Source organism: Acinetobacter sp. YH12239, assembly GCF_013417635.1.
GTDB lineage: Bacteria > Pseudomonadota > Gammaproteobacteria > Pseudomonadales > Moraxellaceae > Acinetobacter.
In genome coordinates this window covers 153,563-180,083 of record NZ_VPDP01000003.1, presented here as the reverse complement: position 1 = coordinate 180,083, position 26,521 = coordinate 153,563, and the positions used below count along the sequence as shown (strand labels likewise).

General features: G+C 36.7%; 23 protein-coding genes, 1 tRNA gene and 1 CRISPR repeat array. Of the genes, 12 read left to right on the top strand and 12 right to left on the bottom strand.

What is annotated here, in order from left to right:
- The first annotated feature begins 78 nt into the window (after window positions 1-78).
- The gene (locus tag FTV17_RS05045) at window positions 79-1,008 is read left to right on the top strand and encodes a LysR substrate-binding domain-containing protein (RefSeq protein WP_179998429.1); all 930 of its coding nucleotides are present in this window, start codon (window positions 79-81) and stop codon (window positions 1,006-1,008) included.
- 128 nt (window positions 1,009-1,136) lie between these two features.
- Here FTV17_RS05045 and FTV17_RS05040 read toward each other — a convergent pair whose 3' ends face one another.
- The 5 genes from FTV17_RS05040 to map all read right to left on the bottom strand — a co-directional run bounded on the left by FTV17_RS05040 (window position 1,137) and on the right by map (window position 7,255).
- Window positions 1,137-2,351: an MFS transporter gene (locus tag FTV17_RS05040; RefSeq protein WP_373687185.1), complete on the bottom strand. Its 1,215-nt coding sequence runs from the start codon at window positions 2,349-2,351 to the stop codon at window positions 1,137-1,139.
- A 140-nt stretch (window positions 2,352-2,491) separates the two neighbouring features.
- Window positions 2,492-3,610: an OmpW family protein gene (locus FTV17_RS05035; protein ID WP_179998427.1), complete on the bottom strand. Its 1,119-nt coding sequence runs from the start codon at window positions 3,608-3,610 to the stop codon at window positions 2,492-2,494.
- Window positions 3,611-3,772: 162 nt separating this feature from the next.
- The gene (locus tag FTV17_RS05030; RefSeq protein WP_179998426.1) at window positions 3,773-4,843 is read right to left on the bottom strand and encodes an OmpW family protein; all 1,071 of its coding nucleotides are present in this window, start codon (window positions 4,841-4,843) and stop codon (window positions 3,773-3,775) included.
- A 233-nt stretch (window positions 4,844-5,076) separates the two neighbouring features.
- Entirely contained in the window at window positions 5,077-6,165 is a 1,089-nt protein-coding gene (locus tag FTV17_RS05025) for an OmpW family protein (protein ID WP_179998425.1), read from the bottom strand.
- A gap of 265 nt (window positions 6,166-6,430) precedes the next feature.
- Window positions 6,431-7,255, bottom strand: coding sequence for a type I methionyl aminopeptidase (map, locus tag FTV17_RS05020; protein WP_179998424.1), 825 nt, complete (start codon window positions 7,253-7,255; stop codon window positions 6,431-6,433).
- Window positions 7,256-7,464: 209 nt separating this feature from the next.
- Between map and rpsB the strand changes: the two genes are divergently transcribed.
- From rpsB to FTV17_RS05005, 3 genes are all read left to right on the top strand, one after another.
- Window positions 7,465-8,217: a 30S ribosomal protein S2 gene (gene rpsB, locus FTV17_RS05015; RefSeq protein ID WP_035265684.1), complete on the top strand. Its 753-nt coding sequence runs from the start codon at window positions 7,465-7,467 to the stop codon at window positions 8,215-8,217.
- Window positions 8,218-8,357: 140 nt separating this feature from the next.
- A complete protein-coding gene (gene tsf, locus FTV17_RS05010; protein ID WP_035265686.1) occupies window positions 8,358-9,233 on the top strand; it encodes a translation elongation factor Ts in 876 nt (291 codons plus the stop codon).
- A gap of 112 nt (window positions 9,234-9,345) precedes the next feature.
- Entirely contained in the window at window positions 9,346-9,858 is a 513-nt protein-coding gene (locus FTV17_RS05005; RefSeq protein WP_179998423.1) for a DUF3465 domain-containing protein, read from the top strand.
- A gap of 66 nt (window positions 9,859-9,924) precedes the next feature.
- Here the strand turns inward: FTV17_RS05005 and FTV17_RS05000 are convergent, their stop codons facing one another.
- The 7 genes from FTV17_RS05000 to FTV17_RS04970 all read right to left on the bottom strand — a co-directional run bounded on the left by FTV17_RS05000 (window position 9,925) and on the right by FTV17_RS04970 (window position 15,889).
- On the bottom strand, window positions 9,925-10,368 hold the full coding sequence (locus tag FTV17_RS05000) for a DUF962 domain-containing protein (protein WP_179998422.1): 444 nt from the start codon (window positions 10,366-10,368) through the stop codon (window positions 9,925-9,927).
- Between the two features lie 172 nt (window positions 10,369-10,540).
- Window positions 10,541-11,152, bottom strand: coding sequence for a septal ring lytic transglycosylase RlpA family protein (locus FTV17_RS04995; protein WP_035265690.1), 612 nt, complete (start codon window positions 11,150-11,152; stop codon window positions 10,541-10,543).
- A gap of 283 nt (window positions 11,153-11,435) precedes the next feature.
- Complete coding sequence (gene mltB, locus FTV17_RS04990) at window positions 11,436-12,377, bottom strand: lytic murein transglycosylase B (RefSeq protein WP_373687187.1); 942 nt, start codon at window positions 12,375-12,377, stop codon at window positions 11,436-11,438.
- Window positions 12,378-12,686: 309 nt separating this feature from the next.
- Entirely contained in the window at window positions 12,687-13,340 is a 654-nt protein-coding gene (locus FTV17_RS04985) for a hypothetical protein (protein WP_035265692.1), read from the bottom strand.
- A 25-nt stretch (window positions 13,341-13,365) separates the two neighbouring features.
- The gene (queF, locus tag FTV17_RS04980; protein WP_179998420.1) at window positions 13,366-14,184 is read right to left on the bottom strand and encodes an NADPH-dependent 7-cyano-7-deazaguanine reductase QueF; all 819 of its coding nucleotides are present in this window, start codon (window positions 14,182-14,184) and stop codon (window positions 13,366-13,368) included.
- Window positions 14,184-14,957: an ABC transporter permease gene (locus FTV17_RS04975; RefSeq protein WP_179998419.1), complete on the bottom strand. Its 774-nt coding sequence runs from the start codon at window positions 14,955-14,957 to the stop codon at window positions 14,184-14,186. Before FTV17_RS04975 ends, queF begins: the two co-directional genes overlap by 1 nt.
- Window positions 14,954-15,889, bottom strand: coding sequence for an ABC transporter ATP-binding protein (locus FTV17_RS04970; protein ID WP_179998418.1), 936 nt, complete (start codon window positions 15,887-15,889; stop codon window positions 14,954-14,956). Before FTV17_RS04970 ends, FTV17_RS04975 begins: the two co-directional genes overlap by 4 nt.
- A gap of 187 nt (window positions 15,890-16,076) precedes the next feature.
- Here FTV17_RS04970 and FTV17_RS04965 point away from each other — a divergent pair.
- From FTV17_RS04965 to FTV17_RS04930, 8 genes are all read left to right on the top strand, one after another.
- Window positions 16,077-16,152: transfer RNA gene (locus FTV17_RS04965), tRNA-Arg, on the top strand.
- A 433-nt stretch (window positions 16,153-16,585) separates the two neighbouring features.
- Window positions 16,586-17,554 (top strand): type I-F CRISPR-associated endonuclease Cas1f, encoded by a 969-nt coding sequence (gene cas1f, locus FTV17_RS04960; protein WP_179998417.1) that lies wholly within the window; start codon window positions 16,586-16,588, stop codon window positions 17,552-17,554.
- Window positions 17,551-20,493, top strand: coding sequence for a CRISPR-associated endonuclease Cas3'' (locus FTV17_RS04955; RefSeq protein ID WP_179998416.1), 2,943 nt, complete (start codon window positions 17,551-17,553; stop codon window positions 20,491-20,493). The genes cas1f and FTV17_RS04955 overlap by 4 nt, the downstream gene beginning before the upstream one ends.
- Window positions 20,494-20,498: 5 nt before the next feature.
- A complete protein-coding gene (gene cas7fv / locus FTV17_RS04950) occupies window positions 20,499-21,488 on the top strand; it encodes a type I-Fv CRISPR-associated protein Cas7fv (RefSeq protein WP_179998415.1) in 990 nt (329 codons plus the stop codon).
- A gap of 11 nt (window positions 21,489-21,499) precedes the next feature.
- On the top strand, window positions 21,500-22,513 hold the full coding sequence (cas5fv, locus tag FTV17_RS04945) for a type I-Fv CRISPR-associated protein Cas5fv (RefSeq protein WP_179998414.1): 1,014 nt from the start codon (window positions 21,500-21,502) through the stop codon (window positions 22,511-22,513).
- A 9-nt stretch (window positions 22,514-22,522) separates the two neighbouring features.
- Window positions 22,523-23,137 carry a type I-F CRISPR-associated endoribonuclease Cas6/Csy4 gene (gene cas6f / locus FTV17_RS04940; protein ID WP_179998413.1) on the top strand — a complete coding sequence of 205 codons (615 nt, stop codon included), beginning with the start codon at window positions 22,523-22,525 and terminating at the stop codon, window positions 23,135-23,137.
- Between the two features lie 132 nt (window positions 23,138-23,269).
- Window positions 23,270-24,377: a CRISPR direct-repeat array (repeat unit 28 nt; unit sequence GTTCACTGCCATGTAGGCAGCTTAGAAA).
- Between the two features lie 218 nt (window positions 24,378-24,595).
- Window positions 24,596-25,900 carry a type II toxin-antitoxin system HipA family toxin gene (locus tag FTV17_RS04935; protein WP_179998412.1) on the top strand — a complete coding sequence of 435 codons (1,305 nt, stop codon included), beginning with the start codon at window positions 24,596-24,598 and terminating at the stop codon, window positions 25,898-25,900.
- The gene (locus FTV17_RS04930; protein WP_179998411.1) at window positions 25,893-26,165 is read left to right on the top strand and encodes a helix-turn-helix transcriptional regulator; all 273 of its coding nucleotides are present in this window, start codon (window positions 25,893-25,895) and stop codon (window positions 26,163-26,165) included. The genes FTV17_RS04935 and FTV17_RS04930 overlap by 8 nt, the downstream gene beginning before the upstream one ends.
- The last annotated feature ends 356 nt before the right edge of the window (window positions 26,166-26,521 follow it).

Here is a 26,521-nt window from a genome sequence, read left to right as displayed (position 1 = left end):
TCTAATCATGATATTGAGGTATATTGATGAGATTACAGGGCGATTCTCTCAACAGATAATTCCAAAAATGAAACAATTATGCAAAATTTAAATGATTACTACTATTTCGTACAAGTCGTTAAATATCAAGGTTTTACTAAAGCGAGTGAAGCTTTAGGTATTACAAAATCTAAGTTGTCTCGTCATATTTCAGATTTGGAAAACCGTTTACACGTAAGATTATTGCAACGAAATACACGAAAGTTTGCCGTAACCGCAGTTGGTCAAGAATTTTTTGAATATTGTATGAAGATTTTGGATCAAGTGGAGGCGGCAGAAAATTTTGTAGAGCAAAGTTTGTCGAGCGAGCCTTCAGGTTTAATTCGAATCTCGTGCCCAATTGGTTTGGTTGAGTTTCCGTTGGGTAACATGATTGCTAAATTCATGCAACATTACCCACGTGTTCAAGTTCATCTGGTCGCAACAAATCGTAAAATTGATCTCATAGAAGAGGGGATTGATTTGGCTGTTAGGGTGAGAAATTTACCACTTGAAGATAGCGACTTGATTGTACGAGAGCTTGATGCTTGGCAACATGTGTTAGTGGCAACGCCTGAATTAATTCAACAGATTCATGAACCTATCCATTTGGATAGCCTTGCACAACTTCCGAGTATAGGTTTTCATGTCTCAAAATCGATTTGGAGATTTCAATCCAAATTTGATACAGTTAATCAGTTTCAAGAAGTAGAATTCTTTCCAAGACTCAAAACTGATAATTTTGCTGCCATGAAATCTGCAGTGTTGAACAGTGTTGGAATAGCATCATTACCTAGAGTGTTTGTTTATGAAGAGCTTAATCAAGGCACTCTTGTAGAATTAGTCCCTGAAGAATGGGAGTTGCCACGTGGCGTTATTCATGTTGCCTATACATCACGACAAGGCATGATGCCTGCCGTGAGGTGTCTATTAGATTATTTAATTGAGGAGTTTAAAAAACTGAGCTGTCAAAACCATGAAATTATATGAATTAATGTGCGCAAAAAGCTTGATTAAAATATGTAAATAAATCAGGAGTGTTCATCCATAAAGTAATCGATAGACTAAGCAGAAGGATGACTCCGATGAATATGCCGATGTTGAGCAGATTGAAGCGATTAGTCATTGACGACATTCTCCTCATTAACAAATAAATGAATGAATACACCAAAGATACTGAGCGCAATACACATCATCCAAATAATATTGTAATTGCCTGTCATATCATGATTTAAGCCACCTAGCCATCCTCCAAAAAATGAACCAACTTGGTGAGTGAAAAATACAATTCCACTTAGCATGGTGAGATATTTAACGCCAAACATATTGGCAACAATACCATTGGTAAGGGGGACGGTTGATAACCATAATAAACCCATAATGATGGCAAAACTATAAATCGTAAAGATCGAGAGTGGCAATGCGAGGAATAAAATGATGGCGATGCCACGTAGTCCATATAACCACATGAGCAATTTAGGTTTGGAATATTTATCACCCAGCCAACCAGCAGTGTAAGTTCCAACAATATTAAATAGCCCAACCAAGGCTAAAAACACAGTACCAGTGGTGGTGCTAAAACCATGGTCAGTTAAATAACCCGGCAAATGAATGCCCAAAAATACGACCTGAAATCCACAAACTAAAAATCCTAATGCCAACCAGATAAAAGGTTTGTGGTTTTTGGCAACTATGAGTATTTGTTTAAAACTTAAAGAAGGTTTAGCAATCGCATCAACTGCTTGAGGCGCTTTATACATTGGAGCTTTTAGCATCCAAGCCAAGGGTACAATTAATGCAATTAAAATCGCTGTGATGAGTAGCGCCGATGACCAACCAAAATTTTGTAAGAGTAAAAGTGTGGTTGGCAACATAATAAATTGCCCAAAAGAGCCTGCTGCGCTGGCAATACCCATAGCCATACTACGTCGACTTGGGTGCGCTGCACGTCCGACAGCAGAGAGCAAAACAGAAAATGAAGTAGCTGATAAAGCCAGACCAATGATTAAACCTAGACTAAGATTGATGAGAAGCCCTGTTGAGCTAAATGCCATCATCACAAGTCCTATCGCGTATAAAGCGCCACCTACAGCAACGACTTTTTTACTCCCATATTTATCTGCTAGCGCTCCCGTAAAGGGTTGAACAGCACCCCATAATAAATTTTGAAAGGCAATTGCTAAACTAAAAACTTGATGATTCCAATTAAACTCATGACTCATTGGAACTAAATACAAGCCAAATCCATGTCTGACACCTAAGGAGAGTGCCAAAATAAAAGCACTCCCAATGAGCATAAAGATGAGGGGTTTTGAAAATTTGGTTTCTGACATAGTCAATCCGCTTAGCATTTTTTGTAATTTTAAAAGATCAGTAGCATCATGACGACAGAATAAAAATTTATCAATCAATAAAATTTAGTTATTAGAATGAATAAAGCGGCACTTGGCCGCTTTATGAAGACTTATGGAAATTAGAATCGATAACCAATACCGGCATATCCCAGAATTGGATTAATTTCGATATCTGATTTGGCATTGATTAATTCACCAAGTTCAGCATCGTTTACTGTAATTGTTGTCTCACCTTTAAGATGCGCATAGGAAATTGATCCGACTGCAAACCAACGATCATTGAAATCATAAGTAAAACCAGCAGTAGCTACAGGGGCGAAAGCATCTTTAGCTTCAAGTTTAACTTTAGGATTCGCTGTACTTTCAATTCCATCAAGTGCTTTCCCAGCTTCACCTAATTTGATGTTCGCAATTTTATGACCTGCGGCGATTAGATCAGCTTCAAGGTTGGAGTTCATTTCCAATTCATTGAAGTATGCATACATCAAACCAAGCCCTACATAAGGTCTAAATTTATTTACGCCTGTTTTGCCAAAATGATATTGGAATTCGAATGCTGGCGTCCATGCACGAGCTTCTGCAACCTTACCATGACCTGATAAATCAGTAATGAAGATGTCATCTTTTAAAGGCAAATCGTTTAAAATTGCACCAATCCCTGTCGGGGTAGCTATGCCTGAAAGTGGAGCATAAATTTGTCCTTTCCCCTGAATGTCGACTTTAGGTGGAATTCCAGCTTTTACTTCAAATGAAATATTGTCGGTGAAAAAATAGTTGGTCATGATTCCAAGTGTTGTGACATCATCTGCTTCCAGGCCAGTTCCTTGAGCTTGCCAATTATCAAGACCATTAATTGTGGCTTCACCAGAAGTATTGGCTCTCAGATAGGTTTTTTCATCTTTCTCGTAACTAATCAAATTTGCTGCATCTAAGGCTACAGCAGCTTTCAAGAGGCTTTTCTTAGCCTCTGCATCACTGGCACTGTCATCAATTGCATTCAGTACAGAGTCAACTTGCACATCCCCAACCTTCGTTTTTTCACCCTCTGCTACAGCGGTGTTAATGTTAATTGGTTGAGCTTTACCCTGAGGCATTACGTGTAATGCACCCACTGACACAGAAAAACGTTTAAAGCCATCGCCATCTTTTAAACTAAAATAAGGTGAATCTGCATAACTGAAGACTGGAAAACTTAACGCACTGATGGATGCAACTAAGTAAGCTAGTTTTTTTTTCATTATGGAACTCCATGTCCAAAACTGTAAATAAAAAGTGATTATTTTTGTATTTTTATTATCAAATTTATTTTTAGACACATTGTAGTAATAATTTGCCAATTATGTTTGGTTTTTGTTTGATTACAAAAAAAGAGGCAATTGCCTCTTTTCTTACTCTATGCTTTAGAAACGCATGCCAACCCCAGCATAGCCTAATATTGGGTTAATCTCGATATCAGCTTTTGAGTTGATTAACTCTTGCCCAGTATTTTCATTGACGACTGTGATCTTCGTTTCATTCTGCAAGTGGGCGTAACTAATAGATGCTACTGCATACCATGTATCATTAAAGTCGTAGGTGAATCCAACTGTTGCAATAGGCGCAAAAACATCAGTTGCTTCTAAATTAACTTTCATTTTTCCATTGCTATCTTTCTTATCGAGTGCTGCACCAGCATTTTGATTAATAATATTTTGGATCATATGCCCAGCGGCGACTAAATCTTTTTCAATACCTGGATCCATTTTTAGCTCATTAAAATAAGCGTACATTAATCCAACGCCAACGTAAGGGCGGAATTTATTAATCCCGGTCTCACCAAAACGATATTGTAATTCAAAAGCAGGGGTCCATGCTCTAGCTTCAGCAGCTTTTGAAGATTGTTCTAGATTAGTAATATGAATATTATTTTTGAGGTCTAAGTTCCCCGCAATTCCACCTAACGGTGCTGCAGTAGCTGAGAAGGGGGCTTTAATATTTCCAATACCTTTGATATCCACTTTAGGTGGAATTCCACCTTTTATTTCCACAGACAAATTATCTGTAAAGTGATAACTGCTCATGATGCCAACTGTTGTAACTTTATCAGCCTCCAAGCCAGTATTCGGATTATCCCATTCAGCTAATCCATTAATATAGGATTTTCCACTAATAGCCCCTGAGACATTGCCTTGAAAAGCAGAAATTAATTTAACAATACCTTCTACTAAATAATTTGGTTTACGATCTGGGTCAAGGTTATCGATTACCGTGGAAGCATTAATGTCCCCAACTTTAGATTCATAATTGTCATTTATGACTGTTTTTACATTAAAAGGTTGGGCCTTACCTTGCGGCATTACGTGTAATGCACCCACGGAAATTGAAAAGCGCTTAAACCCCTCATCAGAAAGGCTAAAATATCCTGACTCCGCATAACTAAGAGTAGATAAGAATGAACTTGCGAATAATGTAGGAACTAAAAACTTCTTCATTGTTTGAAGGACTCCATGTCCAATTTTTAGTTCATTTTATATTCATTAAATCATCTAAATGCAAAGCAGTTTGTTCACTTGAAATCAAATTTATTATCCTAATTTACAATTGTTAAATTATTGAAAAATATGATATAAGTTGGATTTTAAAATGTATATTAATTGTCTTATTTTTTCTTTATTTGTGATGGGTTGGGCATATTGGGGTGTGGCTTCAATATGCCTCAAGTGTTTTAGAAGCGATAGCCTACACCAGCATATCCAATGATAGGATTTACTTCTAAATCAACTTCCGATGAAAATAATGTTCCGAGTTTATCATCGTTGACTTCAATAGTAGTTTTACCTGTTAGATGTGCATAACTAATAGATGCAACTGCAAACCAGTTTGGATTGAAGTCGTAAGTAAACCCAAGCGTGGCTATTGGCGCAAAACTCAATTCGGACTCAAGCTTAACCTTGGGATTTGCTGTACTTTTTTTACCTTTAATTAATGCATCGCCACCGCGTCCATTTTTCATATTGGCAATCATGTGACCTGAATCAATTAAGTCTTTTTCAAGGCTTGGATTCAATTCTAATTCATTGAAGTATGCGACCATAAGTCCAAGTCCAACATAGGGTCTAAATTTATTGATCCCAGTCTGTCCAAAATGGTACTGCAATTCCCACATTGGAGTCCATGCACGTGCTGTCGCAATAGAATTTCCATGACTTTCAAGATCTGTAATTGGCAGATCATTCTTAAGATAGATTGTTGGTAAAGGTATACCTAAAAGTGTTGAATTTGCTTCGGCTGTAAATGGTGCTGTAATCTTACCTTTACCTTGAATATCTACTTTTGGGGGGAACCCAGCTTTACTCTCGAATGAGATCTTATCGTTGAAATGGTAATTGATCATGATGCCAAGTGTTGTGACATCATCTGCAGTCATTCCAGAGCCATCCATACTCCAACTTTCAATGCCGCTTACAGTTGAAGTTCCACTTTGACTGGCTGGATAAGTATCACTAAAAGCATCAACGATCTTCAAAAGCGCTTTCATACTTTGATTTTCTTTTTGTTTATCAGGATCTAAGTTCTCAAAAACTGTAGAAAGTGTAATATCACCATTTTTTGCAACTTCACCATTTTTTACTGCTGTACGAATTTTAGGTGCCTTGGCTTTACCTTGAGGCATAACATGTAATGGTCCGACTGAAATTGAATATCGTTTAAACCCTTCAGTTTCATCCAGATTAAAAAATGATGATTCTGCATAAATAGTTGTAGATGCAAAAACAATAGGTACGACCATGCACCAGAATGCTTTTTTCGTCATTTTGGACTCCCTGTCCGATTTTGTTGCTAGTTGTTGTTTTACATTCTTTAAGCGTTATATAAACATAAAATGAATCAGTTTGAAAAGCGTTTTTACTCATTTTTGTGATAAAAAATTTTTAAAAATCATGAATTTAAATCTTAAAAATCCAACATTTGTTAGGTTTGTTTGTGAATTTATTTCTTATTGAGTGACTTAGCAAAATAAAAAGTCAGAACAACTTAAATTGATCTGACTTTTTGTTATGTTTAATGGTTAACTAAAATTACTGAAAGCGGGATAAATCCTCTTCAGGGCGAGCAGTTAAGACTTCGACACCTGTTTTAGTGACTAAAACAGTATGTTCATATTGCGCAGATAATTTATGATCTTTCGTTACAACTGTCCATTTATCACCAAGAAGTTTAGTTTGCCATACACCAGCATTGACCATTGGTTCAATTGTGAAGGTCATACCTTCTTCTAAAACCATACCTGAACTTGGTTGACCATAATGAAGCACTTGAGGTTCATCATGGAAAACAGTGCCAATACCATGACCACAGTATTCACGAACGACACTGAAACGCTCTGATTCAACATATTTTTGAATGGCATGACCAATATCACCGATCGTCGAACCAGGTTTTACCGTAGCAATACCGCGATACATTGCTTCTTGTGCAACTTTGCATAAGCGATCTGCAAGAATAGAAGTCTCGCCACCTACGATGTACATCATATTGGTATCACCATGAAATCCATCTTTAATCACAGTGACATCAATATTCAGGATGTCACCTTTTTTTAAGATTTTGTTTTCAGAGGGAATACCGTGGCAAACCACATGGTTTACTGAAGTACAAATCGTATGCTGGAATGCAGGACGACCAGGCGCCGCACCATAGCCTAGGCAAGCAGGAATGGCATCTTGTTTATTCACAATGTAATCATGACAAATCGTATCCAATTCTAGTGTACTCACACCAGGCTTGATATGCGGTTTGATCATATCCAAAACTTCTGCCGCTAGTCGTCCCGCCACACGCATCTTTTCGATATCTTCAGCAGATTTAATTAAACGACGTGGTGCTTCATAAGTACTGTTCATGATCTTTAAAAACTTTTGGTAATTTGTGTGTGACTATGGTATAAATAGCCGCCCAATTTATCAAATGCTTTTCGTGAATAGATTCACTTAATCGGATGATATGTTGGTTAATAAAATCCGCACATATGTCGACACATTACTCTGGGTGCCCGTAAGGGTGGAGAATGCGGACATATGGAGGCCTAACCCAAACTTTTAAGGTAAAGAAAATGGCAGATTACAACGTAAGCATGCGCGACCTTCTTCAAGCTGGTGCGCACTTCGGTCACCAAACTCGCTTCTGGAACCCAAAAATGCGTCAATACATTTTTGGTGCACGTAACAAAATTCACATCATCAACCTTGAGCACACTGTTCCTGCGTTAAATGATGCATTGAACTTTGTTAACAACCTAGCAAGCAAAAAGAACAAAGTATTGTTCGTTGGTACTAAACGTGCTGCTTCTAACATCATCCGTGAACAAGCTCAACGTGCTGGTCAACCATATGTAGATCACCGTTGGTTAGGTGGTATGTTGACGAACTGGAAAACTCTTCGTCAATCAATCAACCGTCTTAAAGATCTTCAAACTCAGTCTACTGACGGTACTTTCGCTAAGCTTACTAAACGTGAAGCTTTAGAGCGTACTCGTGAAATGGAAAAACTTGAACGTGCTCTTGGCGGTGTTAAGAACATGGGTGGTTTACCTGACGCATTGTTCATCATCGACGTTGACCACGAAGCGATTGCAATCAAAGAAGCTAAGAACCTTGGTATTCCAGTAATCGGTATCGTTGATACTAACTCTAACCCAGATAACGTTGATTTCGTTATTCCTGGTAACGATGATGCGATCCGTGCTGTAACTCTTTACGCTACTGCGATGGCTGATGCGATTATTGCTGGTAAAGAATACGCTCAAACTCAAGCTAATGCGCAAGCTAAAGGCGAAGAAGCTGCTAAAGAAGCTCCTGAGGCTTAATGCGATTTGATGCGGATTTGTCATTTTTGCGACACGTAATCGTGGCATCTTAAGCATCAATCAAGCAAAACGGCCCAGATGATTAATTTGGGCCGTTTTTGTTAACAGATACATATCTCGACCGAATTTAGGAGAATAACATGACTGCTATTACTGCAAGCATGGTTAAAGAGTTGCGTGATCGTACTGGTCTAGCAATGATGGAATGTAAAAAAGCGTTGACAGAAGCTGGTGGCGATATCGAGTTAGCGATCGACAACCTTCGTAAATCTGGTCAAGCAAAAGCTGCTAAAAAAGCAGGTAACATTGCTGCTGATGGTGCGATTACAATTGCTCAAGAAGGCAATAAAGCAATTCTTTTAGAAGTAAACTGTCAAACTGACTTCGTTGCTAAAGACGAAAACTTTGCTGGTTTCTCTGCGAAAGTTGCTGCTGCTGCACTTGCTGCGAATGTAACTGATGCTGCTCAAATTGCTGAATTGAAACTTGAAGATGGTGCAACTGTAGAAGAAGCTCGTATTGCGCTTGTTCAAAAAATCGGTGAAAACATTCAAGTTCGTCGTGCTCAAATCGTTGAAGGTGAAAACCTTGCAGTTTACAAACACGGTTTAAAAATCGGTGTTGTAGTTTCATTTGCTGGTGATGCTGCTACTGGTAAAGGTATCGCAATGCACGTTGCTGCGTTCAACCCAGTTGCTGTAAATGCTGAAGGTGTTTCTGCTGAGTTAATCGCTAAAGAGAAAGAAATTGCTGAAGCAAAAGCAATTGAATCTGGTAAACCAGCGAATATCGTTGAAAAAATGGTAACTGGTTCAGTTGAAAAATACTTAAATGAAGTTGTTCTTGAGCGTCAAATGTACGTGATCGACAACGACAAGAAAGTTGCTGATGTTCTTAAGTCTACAGGTACAACTGTTGCTCAATTCGTACGTTTCGAAGTGGGTGAAGGTATTGAGAAAAAAGCTGAACTTTCTTTCGCTGAAGAAGTTGCTGCTGCTCAAGCTGCTGCAAAATAATTGATTCAATTCTTTTGAAAAAGAAAAAGCCCTTAAAGGGCTTTTTCTTTTTTTGATGGGTCTAAATGATATAAACTTTAGGATGAAATAAAAATATAACTTAGAGATCAATATGTCTCAAAAATCAAAAATGAGTATTGTTGCGTTAATTGTAGTTGTGATCGCAGCATATTTAGGTATCGATTTAAAACAGGATTTAAAACAGAGTAATGAGCACGTACTAAATCCTACAGATGAAAGTACTCACTATAATGATGCTAACCAACGAGAACTATCCTCTGCGGATAATGATGATGCCGCAAAAATAGCGACACTTTTTCAAAAAAAGATCAGTGATGTGCAAGTTAGGGCTTCTGGAGAAGTTGTTGCAATATTAAAAGATGATAATGAGGGATCTAGACATCAGAAATTTATTGTAAAACTTAATCATGGTCAGACTGTTTTGGTAGCTCATAATATAGACTTGGCACCACGTGTTGAGAATATTCAAAAGGGGGATATCGTGGAGTTCTATGGTGAATATGAATATACTGACAAGGGTGGTGTAATTCATTGGACTCACCATGACCCTAATAAACGGCATATTGATGGTTGGTTAAAGCATCAAGGTCGAAGTTATCAATGAATTAGTTAATCAATGTAAAAACGGGCTAAATTAAATTCTAATTTAACCCGTGCTGTATTTGCTAATTTAAGTGCTGATTTGGCGTGATTTCCAACTGGGTAGTATCTTATCTAGGTAAGCATCCATACACCATAGAGGGCCAATCAGAAGGAATTGGAGGTCTTTAAAGAAAGATGGCTTTTTCCCTTCAATTTTGTGCCCGTAAAATTGACCTATCCAAGCTAAAACGAACAGAGCAATATAGAATCCTTTCCCGAATGGAAGAATAATAATAAGCCAGGACATGACCAATAATAACGCTGCCATTGCAACCGCGACTACAAGATCTAATCTTGCATAAAAGATGAGTGTTAACACCAGTAAAAGGGTAGTCAGTAATGCGCTGAAATGAGCGAGTATGCCAATGATCGAGAATAGAATCGTGGGTACGCAAATCCAGTGTAATGTTTTATTGGTTGGGTTTTGATGGCTATCACTATATTCATCTAACCATTCTGTAATTGTCTTCATCCTATTTCCTTCACTGATTATTTGAATTTTATTTATTCTATAAACGACAGTATGACATAAGATGATAAATCAAGATTCTTTTTTGTATATTGGTCACATCAAAAAAAATTAAAAATAATAAAGCCACTCAATGAGTGGCTTGTCGTTAAATGCTTCGCTGAATCATGAAAACCTAAGAATTTGGACCATCCACACGTTCGATGCTTACACGCGCAGTACCAGCATTGGTAATACCAAGAGATTTCGCAGCACCGTAAGATAAATCTACAACACGATTACCATGAAATGGGCCGCGATCATTTACTTTAACAACGACGCTTTTACCATTTGATTTATTCGTTACACGAATATAGCAATTAAGCGGTAGGCTACGATGCGCTGCAGTAAGTGCATTCATATCAAATGTTTCGCCACTTGCAGTTTTACGACCGTGAAATTGACGACCGTACCAAGAAGCAACACCTGTTTGACTAAAACGACGAACAGTGTTTGAAGCAACATTATTAAGTTTATCAATCACTGAAGGCTCTTCAACAGGTACTTGAATTTTCGCTGCGATTGTTTCGCGACGAATTTTATCACCTGAACTTTCAGTAATTGCTAAACTGTTTAAATTCGAGAAGTGCGAATTGAAACTTGTAGAGTCTTTGCTAATCACGCGTGAAGCAAGACTTGATTGGTCAACATCATTATTTAGATAAGAGGATTGAACCAGCTCGGCATGAGTTTGAGACAAAGCCAAACTAATACCTAATATTGATAACATTTTCAGCGAAGCATGCATCGTTTAACTCCTTGGAACCCTAAGTTAATTATCTAAGTTGCTGATAATTAACCTAAATGGTCTGTAAATTTACTTGTGCAACTGCATTTAACGGTAGTGGATGATATTCATCCTGATACAAAAGTGTCTAGCTTTATTTTCACTTTAGTTACAAAAACGACAAATTATCACAAAATTTGGTTAATAATTAATCAATAATGTAACAAGATATGCAAAATGTGCAAATAGTGAACTTAATCACAAAAATATTTATTGACTTTTGCGAAAACAAGTAGATTTATATTTATCTACTCGCGATTTCAGTCCCTAAAAGCCACAGTGCAGTTGCATACATTCGACTACGGTTATAGGTCGTAATGACTTGAAAATTAGGATATGTAAGGTAATAAGCTGGTCCATAATTTTCTTGTAGTTGAATCACATTGACCATGTCTAAGTCATCTATTTTAACAATAGGATTGAGTGGGCTAATGCCTTGAACTTTTAATGCACCATATGGGGTAGGTTGTGTTAAGTCTTTGGCTATGATGGCATCCGCATTATTTCCTTGGTAGCGTGCGGCAAAAGCAATCGGTTGATCTCGTTGCCAACCATGTTGAGCAAGATAATTTGCAATAGAACCAATTGCATCTACAGCAGAGTTTCTGAGATCGATATGACCATTACCGTCATAATCCACACCAAATTTCGGAATATTACTTGGCATAAATTGAGGATAGCCCACAGCACCAGCATAAGAGCCAACGACTGAATTCGTTGGAATACCGTCCTTATAAGACCATGCGATCAAGGCGCTTAATTCGTCTTGAAAGTATTGTGCACGACGTTCATATCCAAACCCTAAAGTGGCTAGGGCATCACGTGTGATGAATGAACCTTTATTTGCTCCAAAACCTGTCTCAACGCCAAGAATACCGAGAATGATGGACTGGGGAACACCGAACTGCTGTTCTGCTCGATTTAAAGTGTCTGCATACTGATTTTTAAAACGCACACCACGTTGAATTGTACTTTCTGCTAAAAAATTCTTTTTATATTCGTACCAAGGCTTACTTTCTCCTGGGCGATTCATAATATTGATAATATTTGGTAGGTTTTTTGACCCATTCATGGCCCAGTCAATTTGCTCAGCACTCAAACCATAGGTCTGCATCGTTTTTAATTTAAAATTTTGATATTGAGGATGTTGAGCGAAGTCATTGGCTTGAACAAAACTTGTGATCATAAACGCACTGAGTGCTAAACCAATACGTTGTAATTTAACATTAAAATTTTCAAATAACATAACAGCAGCAGATCCAATTATTATCGGTGGTAGATGCAAAGGTATAAGTGTTGATAAGGATTAAAAGTTCAACATCATTTGATTAATCGCAATGTTTATTAAGATAACATTAGGTCGTGATGGATTCACAAAAACCTACATAAAAAGTGTAAAAATGGATGAATTATGTCTTTTATTTATTCAATATTGATGAACTTTTTTTAAAACATAAAAAAACCTAGCAAAAGCTAGGTTTTTGATTAGTCTGATTTATTCTTGAATAAATAGCGTGTCATGATATTCAGCTGCAGCTAACAATTCTTCTTTAGTAAAATTAGGAATGAGCTTATCAATCGCAATGTGAACTGCTTTGATGACCGCTGAAGAAGCGATATCAGACGCCTTACGTTTAATCATACCCAAATCTAGGGTCTTATTAAAATCATTCATAAAGTGACGAACTGCAGCTTCACCGAATTGTTTGTATTGTTCAGACAGAACTGCACGATTGACATCATTGCCTGCACGTACTTCTGCAAAGCTATTTTTTAAATTTGTCACTAGATCAGCAGGTAATGGAGCACCGACACGATAATTACCCTCTGGATCTTTGAATAAACTCTTTTCAGAGAATTCGATCGATTGTCTCACGACGTCATTTGGTGCTTTACCCAATAACTGTTTAAGTAGTACCGATACAGTCGATTTAATATAGCCAGCAAGTTTTTCAGCTGTTTCTCGTTTGTCACTTGCAGGGAAACGACGTACAAGTTCAACTAAAATTGCATCGATAATTTCATCATTAATAGCGAGTGCAGTTTGATCACGCAAAGGGTAAAGTGGTTCGTTTGAATTTTTTTTCTCAATTCCAGTTTGAATATTCTTTAACAAAGATTCAGATGGAATAAAACCAAAATATGACATCGTATAACCTCAACTATTCTTCAATTTATTGTCGCGCCAATCGAATTGGGCTTGGCATCCATGCAAAGTCCGATACACGACAAGGGTTAATGTCTAAACCACCACGGCGTGTATAAGTCGCATATACCATCAACTTTTCAGGATTAAAGTTTTCCCAAATGTCTGCGTAGATTTGTTCAACGCATTGTTCGTGAAAGCCATTATGCTGACGATAGGAGATAATATAAGCTAAAATTGAACGATAACAAGGTTTTTTGCCACGATATCTTAAAAAAACTGTGCCCCAATCAGGCTGTCCTGTGACGGGGCAGTTACTTCTTAATAAATGCGAATATAATTGAATTTCAACGATTTCTTCGGAAGACGCTGCATCGAGTTTGAGTAAGCTCGCATCAGGGTGGTTTTCAAGACGTTCAGGCTCATAATGGTCGATGCATATTCCTTCAGGCTGGGCAATATTCAACTGATCAACATCGAATAATTCAAGTCTGACTTCTGCATTAGCAGCTTTAGAAAGATCACGCTCGACTGTCTCAATAAACTGATTTTGAGATTCAAATTTAGCAAAATTCAGACTATTGAAATATAGCTTAAGAGATTTTGACTCAATGAGATTGGGTGATGAAGCAGGAAGATGCATTCGACCAATCGCAACTTGAGGAATCCCTAACAGATTCAACCAAGAAATTTCAAAAATATGCCACCAATCTATTCCTTGTTGAATACCGTCTACATGTGCGTACTTCGCTCGTGCTTCTGCGCGAGCAATTGGAAATAGCACCTCAGGGTGATATTCAGTTGGATAGTTGGTGTCTTTGCCTAAAAGAGATTGTTCAACGCTCATTATTCACGCATTCCTGAACCACGGGAGAGTAAGTTATAAGCGACCGCATATAGCACGGCGCAACACGCTGTGATTACTAATAAAGAAATAGATACATTTACATCGCTATGGCCAAGAATCCCATAACGGAATGCATTGACCATATATACGACAGGGTTAATTAAAGATAGATTTTGCCAAAATGGGCTTAATGCAGAAATTGCATAGAACACCCCACCTAAATAGGTCAACGGTGTTAAAACAAAAGTGGGAATAATCGAAATATCATCAAATGACTTTGCGTAGACCGCATTGATAAATCCACCTAATGCAAACAGCAATGACGTAATGAGTACGGTATAAATTGTCACGAACCAGTTGGTAATATATAAGTCAGTAAAAAATAAACTCATCGCAGTCACAATGATAGCAACCAATAAGCCTCGAGCAACACCACCAAGCACATAACCCCAAAGTACGGCATGTAAAGGCACTGGACTCATGATCAGTTCTTCAATACTTTTTTGAAATTTAGAACTAAAAAAGCTTGATGAAACGTTGGCATAACTATTAGTAATGACAGCCATCATAATTAGACCAGGTACAATGAACTGCATGTAGGTAAAGCCACCCATTTCCCCAATTCTTGAACCAACTAGATTTCCAAAAATCACAAAATACAGCGACATCGTGATTGCTGGCGGTAATAATGTTTGTGGCCAAATACGCATAAATCTACGAATTTCCTTATGGATAATCGTATATAAAGCTACGGCGAGTTGGTTAAAATTCATTGCGCAGCTCCATAAAGATTCTTTTCGACCATTTTGACGAATAACTCTTCTAAACGATTTGATTTATTACGCATACTTTTAACTTGAATATTTTGTGATTCTAGAAGTTGGAAAAGATCATTCATGCTGTGTGCTTTATCAAGCGTAATTTCTAGGGTCACAGGATCAACCAAATTAAATTTCACACCAATAATGTCGAGTTGAATCGGTTCTATCGGTTCAGCCAAGTCAAAAATGAAAGATTCTTCATTTAATTGATTTAAGAAATTCTTCATGGTGGTGTCTTCTTTAATGACGCCACGATCAATAATTGCAATTTTGCGACACAGTACTTCTGCTTCTTCTAAATAATGTGTTGTGAGAATGATAGATGTACCTTTCTGATTCATTTCTGTTAAGAAGTCCCACATCGAGCGACGTAGTTCAATATCTACACCAGCAGTCGGTTCATCGAGAATTAACAGTTTCGGATCATGCATCATTGCTCGGGCAATCATAAGGCGGCGTTTCATCCCCCCAGATAGCATACGGGCTTGAGTAGAACGTTTTTCCCACAATCCTAATTTGGTCAAGTACTCCTCTGCACGAGTTTCAGCAACTTTTTTTGGAATGCCGTAATAACCTGCTTGTGTGACTAAAATATCGAAAGTCTTTTCAAATTGCGCAAAGTTAAATTCTTGGGGGACTACACCCAAGCATTGTTTAGCTTGTGAAGGATGTGTATCGAGATTATGACCAAAAATCTCTACAGTTCCTGCAGTTTTTTTTGTAAGAGAGCTGATGATGCCAATAGTGGTTGATTTACCTGCACCATTAGGGCCTAGAAGTGCATAAAATTCGCCTTCTGGAACATCTAAGTTGATTCCTTTTAATGCTTGAAAACCATTTCGATAGGTCTTCGACAAATCCCTTAAGGTCAATGCATCAGTCATGAATATCTCGAATGGTGAAAAGTTGAGATATTGTGAGTGATCTTGAAAAATAAACCAAGCTCTGTAATCAGAATTCTCTGTTTTGATGTTGAAACGCTGTATAAAGCATGAGCACTAAAAATAGGAAAGATATATAGTTGCTTTACCTTAGAGTTTTTTTTGTTATGATGTGCGCACTTCCTAAAATGCGCTCATAGCTCAACTGGATAGAGTACAGGTCTCCGAAGCCTGTGGCGTGGGTTCGAGTCCCGCTGAGCGCACCAATATTATTTTAAAAATATAGTAAAAAAATGAATGTCGTATGTTGCTGATATTGCATCTCATATACTCTAATTGTGCAAATTTTACTTTTTGAAAAGGGATATTTCATTTTAAAGAGTAGAAAGTCTAGTCTAATTGTATGAAAACTAGCATCAAGTGATGTAGATAGAGTTAATGGTTAAATTAGGTTAATAACATTAAGTAGCTTTAAGCACTGATCTGACTGAGCAAGAGCTAATCTAAGAATATAAATAGCTTAGGGAAAACCTAAATTAAAAAAATCTTTGTGCAATGAGCTGGTAACACTTAAAGCATTCAATTTATAAGGGGTAATAAAGACGACATCAGTTGTCGTTAAGTTTGAAATTAACGTATTCAGTCCATTTGATTTTTTGTAAATTAAAGTTAATCAAAACAACGAAAGAACAAAAAAAAATGGAACAACTAAACCCTGCAGATTTAAAGGCAATTTTACATTCAAAGCGTGCGAATCTGTACTATCTTGAACATTGTCGTGTCATGCAAAAAGACGGTCGTGTTTTATATTTAACTGAAGCTAAAAACGAAAATCAGTATTGGAATATCCCTATCGCCAATACCACGGTCATTATGCTCGGTACAGGTACATCAATTACGCAAGGCGCGATGCGTATGTTGGCCAGTGCAGGAGTGTTGGTTGGTTTTACAGGTGGCGGTGGCACACCGTTATTTATGGGCTGTGAAATTGAGTGGATGACGCCACAAAGTGAATATCGCCCAACCGAATATATGCAAGGTTGGATGCAATTTTGGTTTGATGATGCCAAACGCTTAGACGTGGCAAAACAATTTCAAGTCGCACGAATTGAATACATTCGCACAATTTGGACAAAAGATCGGGATTTAAAAGAGTATAGCTTTCATATCGATGATTTAGATATTCAACAAGCGCTCAATGGCTATCATGCAAAAGTGCCGTTGCAAAGTAAGGTTGGTGATTTATTGCTAGCGGAAGCTGCCACAACGAAATTGCTTTATAAAATTGCCGCGACTCGCACAGGGCTTAAAGATTTTAGTCGTAACCCTGAACAAGGTGACTTGGCCAATGATTTTTTAAATCACGGCAATTATTTGGCTTATGGTTTGGCTGCGACGACGCTTTGGGTATTAGGTATTCCTCATGGTTTTGCCGTCATGCATGGCAAAACACGCCGTGGTGCGTTGGTGTTTGATGTGGCGGATTTAATTAAAGATGCCATCGTGCTGCCTTATGCTTTTATCTGTGCCAAAGAAAAAATGTCTGAGCAGGAATTTAGGCAACAAGTTTTACAAAAGTTTACCGAGCATAAGGCACTGGATTTTATGTTTGATCAAGTCAAAGCACAAGCTTGCAAAAACCATGATGTGGATGGGGATTCATTATGATTGTGACCTTTATCAGTCAATGCGAAAAGAAAGCCATTGCTAGAACCCGACGAGTCTTAGATGCCTTTGCAGATCGAATTGGTGATAACACATGGCAAACGATCATTACCGAAGATGGTCTCATTGCTGTTAAAAAGTTATTGCGTAAAACGGTGACCAAAAGTACTGCGGTGAGTTGTCATTGGATTCGGGGCAGAAGACGCAGTGAGTTACTGTGGGTTGTGGGGAATCGGAATAAGTTTAATAGTGATGGAATTGTGCCAGTGAATAGCACACAAAAAGATGTATTTATGGATATAGTGACAATGAAAGCAAAACAAGATGAATTTTATGCAAACACGCACTTACAACCACTCGCAGAACATAGTTTTGCAATTGGATATTTGGCACAGCAACTATTTAAAAAAGTAGTAGATAACGACGAATATGAGAATTTATCTAAAGTTGCATTTTTAGCAGGCTGTTTGCATGATTTAGGAAAGCTTGATCCTCTATTTCAAGAATGGGTTAAAAAAGGAAAACAGAAAGATCCTGAGGATGATGGTCAGCATATTGATGTTAAATTTACCTTCGATAAGCATCCACGTCATAATGAAGTTTCACTGTTATTATTTAACTTTTTTGAACAGCAATGTAAGGGCTTAAACAATCGTCAAAAAGAATGTTTACAACATGTCTTATATTGGCATCATGCGAAGCCATATCGTCAAAATGATGATTTTACAGGGGTGTATAAAGCATACGAATATTTAATCAAAAACGTCCAAGCAGATAAATTTGAAATACTGATAAAAAACACATCTGACTTGGTGAAACGAATTAACAATTTATCAAAAAAATATCATGCCAATGAAAGTATCGAAAAGCACATTGATTGGAATACAGATCAAGCACAAGAACTAAAAGAAAACTTTGAATATCAGTTCAAAAGTAAATATTTTCCTGAATTTAAACATTATACCAATACCGACTCTATTGAGGTATTGCGTGATAAGGTTCGTATCAATTCAGAACATAACTTATTACGTGCCTGTGTGATTAGTGCAGATCGTTTGATTTCGAAACTGTCTACACAAGATTTAATGGAATACATTACTGGGCAACGCTTAGATGAATTATTAGAGACACAGGAAACGCTCTCTAATTTATCTGAACATTTAAGCAATGTATCAACAAAATTCCCAAATAGTGAACGCACTCAGAAACAAAATGAAATCGCACAACAGCTTGGCGATTTAAGAGATATTGCTGTGCTTGCAGGTCCGGCAGGTTGTGGTAAAACAAAAATTGCTTTGGAATGGGCAAAGCTGAAAAATGCAAAAAAAATATTTTGGATTTGTCCTCGTGTGCAAGTGTGTCAGGGCATTTTCCAAGAACTGACAGAAAGCTATTTACCTGATGCAAAGGTAGAAATTTTTACGGGTGAATTTAAGTTCACCAATGCTTGGGACAAGACGACACCTGAGACAGAATATCTATCGGGGGATGTTGTGGTTACCACTATTGATCAAATCTTAGGATCAATTGTGACGCATAGCAAAGTTGATAGTTTAATTCCATTTATGGATGCGCATGTGGTGTTTGATGAATACCATGAATATATTGGCATGGAAATTTTCAACATATTGTTTGCTGAGTTGATTGCCAATAAAAACATGCGTAAAAAATATGAAAAAAATACCTTATTGGTTTCTGCAACACCGCACTATTCGTATTTAAAGCAAGTTTTAGGTTTGCATCAAGATGATGTCATTGCCATGCCATCATTTAATGATCGTGACTATAAAATAGAGTTTATAGACTATGATGAATCCATCATTGCAGGGAATCCATTTTACCAAGTCTATGATGGACAAACCTTTGTGATTTCCAATACTGCTTTAACAGCACAATTGGGTTTTATTTATCAGAAGAATCAAGAAAAAAGCGTGCTTTTTCATTCTAAGTTTAAGCGCAGTGATAAAAAATATTGGTTTAATGAAGTATATGAAGCATTTAAAAAAGAGGGTACACACAAGTTTGAGGTCTTACGCAGTGGTCCAATTGTCCAAGCGTCATTAAACATCACAGCCAAAAATATGCTGACAGAAATGACTTCGCCTGAAAATATGCTTCAGCGTTTAGGGCGATTGGATCGTTTTGGTGAAAGTGAAAGTCTGAATATTTTAAAAGTTGCAATTACTGAACATGTAAAAAATGGTAGTTGCAAAGGTTCGTTGGCATATTTCTTAAATCAACTCAATTGTTTGCAAACGACAAAGGCTTGGTATGATTTTTTACATAATCAGCTTGCAGAGCAAAGCTTCAAATTATCCAAGCTTTATCAACTTTATAAAGATTTCCATGAACAGCAAGATCAAGAGAATTCAGTTGTTTCTCAAGATATGCAAAAAGCTTTAAAGAAAAGTATTAATCGAATGAATAATAAGGTGACAGAGCCAACCAAAGTATCAAAACCGAAAACGACAGAACGCAAATCTAAAATCAGTAAAAATTCATTACGTGGAGATAGCCGTTTTGTTCAGTTAGCGAAATTGAACCTGAATGACTATGCAAAACCTGTATTCCAAAATGAATATGCATATCAGCCACCTTTAGATGATTCAACTGAATATGATAATTTGACGGAGTCTTTAAATATTATTCAAGAACTTGGATTGATTCATTTTATTGCTCAAAAACATGGCAATATTGATTCTTCACATCCAGTGAAAGGCATTCCTGAGAAAAAACAAAAATCACGATGTATGGTCTTAGAAAATTATGCAAGAGATGCGGATTTTCCTTTGTACTTAAGTTACATCGAAGATGATTTAAATAAAGTAGGGGGCACAGGGGTTAGACATCCTGAAGCAATTTATTATGCGGTATGCGATCAGCAACCGATTGGTTCAATTTCCTTAGATAAATTAAATATTTTAACAACAATGCGAGGGTAAATAACATGGCTAAAGTAACAGGTGTGAAAAGCGTAGATTTTAAAATTACAGCGTATGGTTATGGGGTAGTGAATTGGAATGGTCCAACATCGCTAACAGGTAATGATGGTAAGACAGTGGATAACCATACATTACCAAAACTCCGTGGTTTTAGTAACTTATCGGGTAAAGTGAAAGAAGAAACAGGTTATAAATACCGTAAAGAAGCATCTGATATTGACTTTAAAGAAACACCTTTATATATCAGTCAGAATTGTATTCGTCATCACTTGTTCCGTGATCAATCTTTTGATTTACATTATGCAAAAGACAAAAATTTAATAGATGTAGTCGCTTCAATTACGGGACTAATTCGTGGTTATGTAGTGCCATCGAGTCAATGTAAACGTACCAGTCCGCTTTTGATTACTGATTTCATTGATCAACTTGGTAACGGTAATTTTGAGCAACTTTCGAATGCAAGTTCAAGTGAAGAAATTACGCAAGTTGATGGTTCTAAGACTTATAAGCGTGGTGAAAACTCAATCTTCTCTAAAACCACTTTTGGCGATACTGAATATATTGCTTATGGTTCAATTAGCATTGAGCAATTGCAGTTTATCTCACTCGATAAAAAATTTGACCGTGCGTCGATGATTATCAAAGAAGGTGAAGGTGAGAAGATTGCTGAACGCGCACAGGAATTTATTAAGAGCCTTGATCCATCAAGAGAGCCAAAAGCAATTTTCCACAAAAATTATGTGCGTAAGGGTACGATTTTTAATGAAGGTGAAGTGGGTATTCTACTCGACAATACCGCGATTGATATTTTAGTCAAAGAAACGCTTTCAATGCTTGAAGAACTTGTGATTAAACAGGCGAAAGGTTATATGTGTGTAGATACAGTTGAAGTGGACTATAACGATAGCCATAAAATGATGCGTATTAAACGCAATCCAGACCAAGCCAATCCTGAGCCACAACAAGATTATGCGGTTTATTTTGCAGCCCAATAATGAGGTGTTTTATGCAAATCATTATTGAATATGAATCTTCTTGGCGGAACTCGTTTTTAGATGGCTCTAACAATGAACCTTTGCCTAAAGGCGGACGTAATTTTATTGCTTCAATGACAACATTAAAGCAAGACGGTAATTACAAAAAGCGTAGTATTTCAAAAGATACCGTCATGGGTATTCTGAATCGATTGATTGGCGATCAACGTAAACTTTATCAAGCACGGCAAGATGAAAATTATTATTTTACTGAAGTTGAAAAAGTACTTCAAGAGAGTGATATTGTCGATCAGGCTTTAAATAGTAACGAAATGATTTATATCCGTAACGTTTCAGGGAGTACAGATCAAAATTCATTTACAGGTGAAATTAAAGCAAATGATCCATCCTTTAGCTCGAGTTTTTCAGCTGAACTTTGGGGTATTTTATGGCTTAATTTATCTGAAGTTTCGAAATTTATTTTGGATGAGTCATATTCTGTGACCTACTCTGAAGTTTTAGATCCAATTACGGTATGTAATCGTATTGAAGTTTTGAGTGCAGAAAAACCAATGGATCTGACGGAAGATATTCAAGCTGTACTAGACTGTTTATTGAATCATTTCCCAGATACAAATTACTTGACTGCAAAAAAGCAATTACCTTTGATTAGTATTTATGCCTCCGCTTTGTATATCCAAATTGCAAGATTGTCACAACGATATGATCTTTCAAATGCGTTAACAAAAAGTGGTGGGCTAAGTGGAATTTCTAAACGTGGTTTTACCAAAAAAGATTTTATGGATCGTTATACGACAGGAAGTAAAAAGCTCATTTGGGGAAATCCATATTTATTGAAAGAAAAGAAAAAAGGTGAGGGTGAAGTCGTATCTGTTTTAACCAAAGCGAGTGGAAAGCTCACCATCAATTTAAACATTTCTAAAGAGCAAGCAAGAGATTTAGAAGAAAAAATTGAAGATGCAGGCGTTTCATCTTTTTACTTAGGTAAAAAAGGCTTGGCTTATATCACGGATATTAGACCTTAAGGAAGGGATATGAACTATTACATTGAAGTGACATTAATGGAAAATGAAAAGTTTTCCCCTTATGAATTATGGTCACAGCTTTATCCTCAATTACATCTTGCTTTGGTTGAAGTTAAAAATGCAGACAATAAGGTCAATATAGGATTTTCATTTCCTCAATATCGTTTTAATCAAGATAAAGGTGTAGGGTTTATTGGTACAAAGTTACGTTTGTTTTCTGAATCTGAAGCTGATTTAAAACGATTAGATATCCGAAAATGGTTGCATTTTAAAGACTTAGACTTAAATGATTATGTGCACATCACGTCTATTCGTGAAGTACCTAGCGACATTAAAGGCTATGCCATTTACAAGCGTAAGCAAGTGAAAACCAATGCTCAGCGTTTGGCGCGTCACCGTGTAAAACGTGGTGATATTGGTTTTGATGAAGCATTAGCAAGATATAGCAATGTGGTGACCACAACTAACTTGCCTTATATTGAAATGAAAAGTCTGAGCACTTCAGATCAGCAAAGTGAAAGAAGATTTAAACTTTTTATTGAAAAGCAACCTGCGGAAAAATCTGAAACTCAGGTTTTTAGCACTTATGGATTAAGTTCGGTGTCATCTGTACCCGAATTTTAACCCAATATTTTTTTAACTCTTTAACAGCTTAATAAAATCAATAGGTTATGATAGTGGTTTAAAACTTGGGTCTTGTAGAGGATTTAAGGGTTAAATCACTGTTATAGCTTTATTTTTTGCTTTAAAATTACAGTTCACTGCCATGTAGGCAGCTTAGAAAATCAATAACCTCTAAGTCATTTAGCGAAGTACGTTCACTGCCATGTAGGCAGCTTAGAAATATCAAAGATTAATTTAGCCCAATAAATACCAGTTCACTGCCATGTAGGCAGCTTAGAAAGCATGAACATTGGCGTAAAAATCCCTGCTGGTGTTCACTGCCATGTAGGCAGCTTAGAAAAAATACGACAATATTTCCCCGATGCAGAATGAGTTCACTGCCATGTAGGCAGCTTAGAAAATACAACTAGCACTCCAACAATTTCGGATGGAGTTCACTGCCATGTAGGCAGCTTAGAAATACTTCCGATGGTCATACAACAAGTACGCCAAGTTCACTGCCATGTAGGCAGCTTAGAAATTATGAAAGCGACGTCGGCTCCATACCGCAATGTTCACTGCCATGTAGGCAGCTTAGAAATATGTAACATAATCGCGCGCACATTATGCGAAGTTCACTGCCATGTAGGCAGCTTAGAAAATGCAAAAGGGAATCAACCAAACATCAACATCGTTCACTGCCATGTAGGCAGCTTAGAAAGTATTATATTTCTTTATACGTACCACCTGAATGTTCACTGCCATGTAGGCAGCTTAGAAAACTCTAAGAAAGGTCCTGAGATGCTATTTGGTGTTCACTGCCATGTAGGCAGCTTAGAAATTTCGATGCGTCACATATAACATGTGGGGCTGGTTCACTGCCATGTAGGCAGCTTAGAAATTTAGGGTTGTGGGGCAGAACTGCTTTAAATAGTTCACTGCCATGTAGGCAGCTTAGAAATACAGATGAACTCGGATCATCGCCAAACGTTGGTTCACTGCCATTTAGGCAGCTTAGAAAAAGATATTAAGGGAGCATAGAAGACTGTAGCAGTTCACTGCCATTTAGGCAGCTTAGAAAGATTAACGGCGTTGTGCGTGATGCGGGGTATGGTTCACTGCCATTTAGGCAGCTTAGAAAAGTCACGATATTGATTTGCTCTTCATTCAATAGTTCACTGCCATTTAGGCAGCTTAGAAATAATCACGCTTTGCCTTTTACATTAGATAAAGGTTCACTGCCATGTAGGCAGCTTAGAAAAACGTTTTTGAATATCCACCATAGAAGGTTTCTTAGATAGATTAATACTAAGATTGGTAATTTTATAGCTGAACAGGTTTCACGTCTAAACGCTTACGACAGGTTTTTGATTTTGACTAAAAATAAGCAAATTACAATTCAAAACCAATAAATAGTTTTATATTTAAGTATAATAATTAGTGTTAAAAATAAGGTTGGTTTTATACTAAAATATAATTATGAGTAAATATTGTACTTTGCAGATATTTCAGAATAATCAATGGATTGATTGTGCTTTAATAGAATCGCTCGACCATGAAAATAATGGCTGGAACACTTCGACAAGGACTTCGTATTTATTCGAATATGCGATTCAGCATATGGATTATAATGATGGTAGAGCAATTTCTTTTCGATATCCTGTAAACGTAAAAAATAATATAGAAAAGACATGGCCTTCATTTCTTATGGATCTTTTACCTCAAGGATTTGGTCGTAAAGAATTACTTCGGCAGCTGGAATATTCAGAAAATGCTCAAGAAGAAGTAGATTGGCTACTTCTTAATACGGGATCAGGAAATTCAATCGGAAATCTTAGAATTAAAGAAGCATACGAATGGTTGTTACAAAATTCTTCAGATCGTATTGTTCAAGGATTTAGCCTAAACGAAGTTACTAATAGAGATGAAAAATTCATTGAGGCACTCGCTTCTTATGGACAATTTGTTGCTGGCTCATCAGGCGTCCAAGGAGAGTGGCCAAAATTATTATTAACCCAAGGAATAGATGATCTTTTTTACTTGGATCATACGATTTCTGACGTGGACGCTAAAAAACATTGGTTAGTGAAATTCAGTAGAGGTGGAAATACGCAACTTGATAAAATTTTAAGTCAAGAGGCACTCTATATGAACATAGCGCGATTCTTAGGATTGAGGGTTCATGATGATATTCACTTTTATGGTAGAACATTATTTATTCCAAGGTTTGATCGAATTATAACTAATGGAAAAGTTGAAAGAGTTGCCCAAGAAAGTATTGCTTCATTGAGTGGTAAAGTAGGTTTTGGAGTTAAGTTAAGTCATAATCATATCTGTTCATTACTAAGTGAATGCTGTACGCATCCAGAGCTTGAAGTTATAGAGTATTTAAAACGAGATTTAGCAAATGTCGCATTGGGCAACAAAGACAATCATACCCGCAATACTGCTATACAACGTTTTAATAATGGACACATACAATTAAGTCCTTTATACGATTTCGCTCCAATGTGGCTCCATCCAGATGGAATTGCAAGATCAACAAGATGGTATAAAGATGATGAGGGTGGAGCACCATTATGGCAATCAGTGATAGATCAAATTAGTGAAGTCACCAGTATAAAAAGAGAAATCTTAACAAATGCCCTAATAGCAGAACTTCCAAAATATCAAAATTTATTATCTTATATGGTCTCTATTGGGATCGATCAACAAGTCCTTGAAAATAGTACACATCGGATAAATTCAATTTGTGAGCAATTAGAGAAACTAAGAAATGGATAAAAGATTGAAACCATTAACACCAATTGAACAAATGCAAAATCGTGAAAAAGTGTTGAATGAAATAAGAGCTAATCCAGATTGGCCTCTTCATCAGGTTGCTAAATATTTACGAACAGAGCTAAATTTAACTTTAGAAGAAATGTCTAAAATAACTAAGATTGCACCTATTACTTTACATAAAATGGAGCAATCTAATGCTAATCCAACCTTAGGTACTATACTTAAATTATTAAATACATTTGGATTGAAAATTTGTGTTAAGTAATTGATTTATATTTTAAATATGTGAATATTTTGTAATTACAGTAATACTTGTATTCTATACTGTGGTTTAATGCTAATCTAAGATATATTGTTTGTGCGTGGTTTAAAAAGTAGAAATTATTCTACTTCTTTTATATAAGTTGCATAGTTTAGAAAGAATACTATTTGAAAGTTATTACAGGGAGAGAATAAAATAATATGCTTAGATTTATTAGTTTATAAATGATGAGCATACTATTGGATTTTTATCTATTTGAAAGATAAAGATATATAAAATAAATTATAATTCTTATATCACCAAAATCTTATCTCAACTCTATATACTGATTCAAGAGTGATTAAATTGGTTTAATGTAT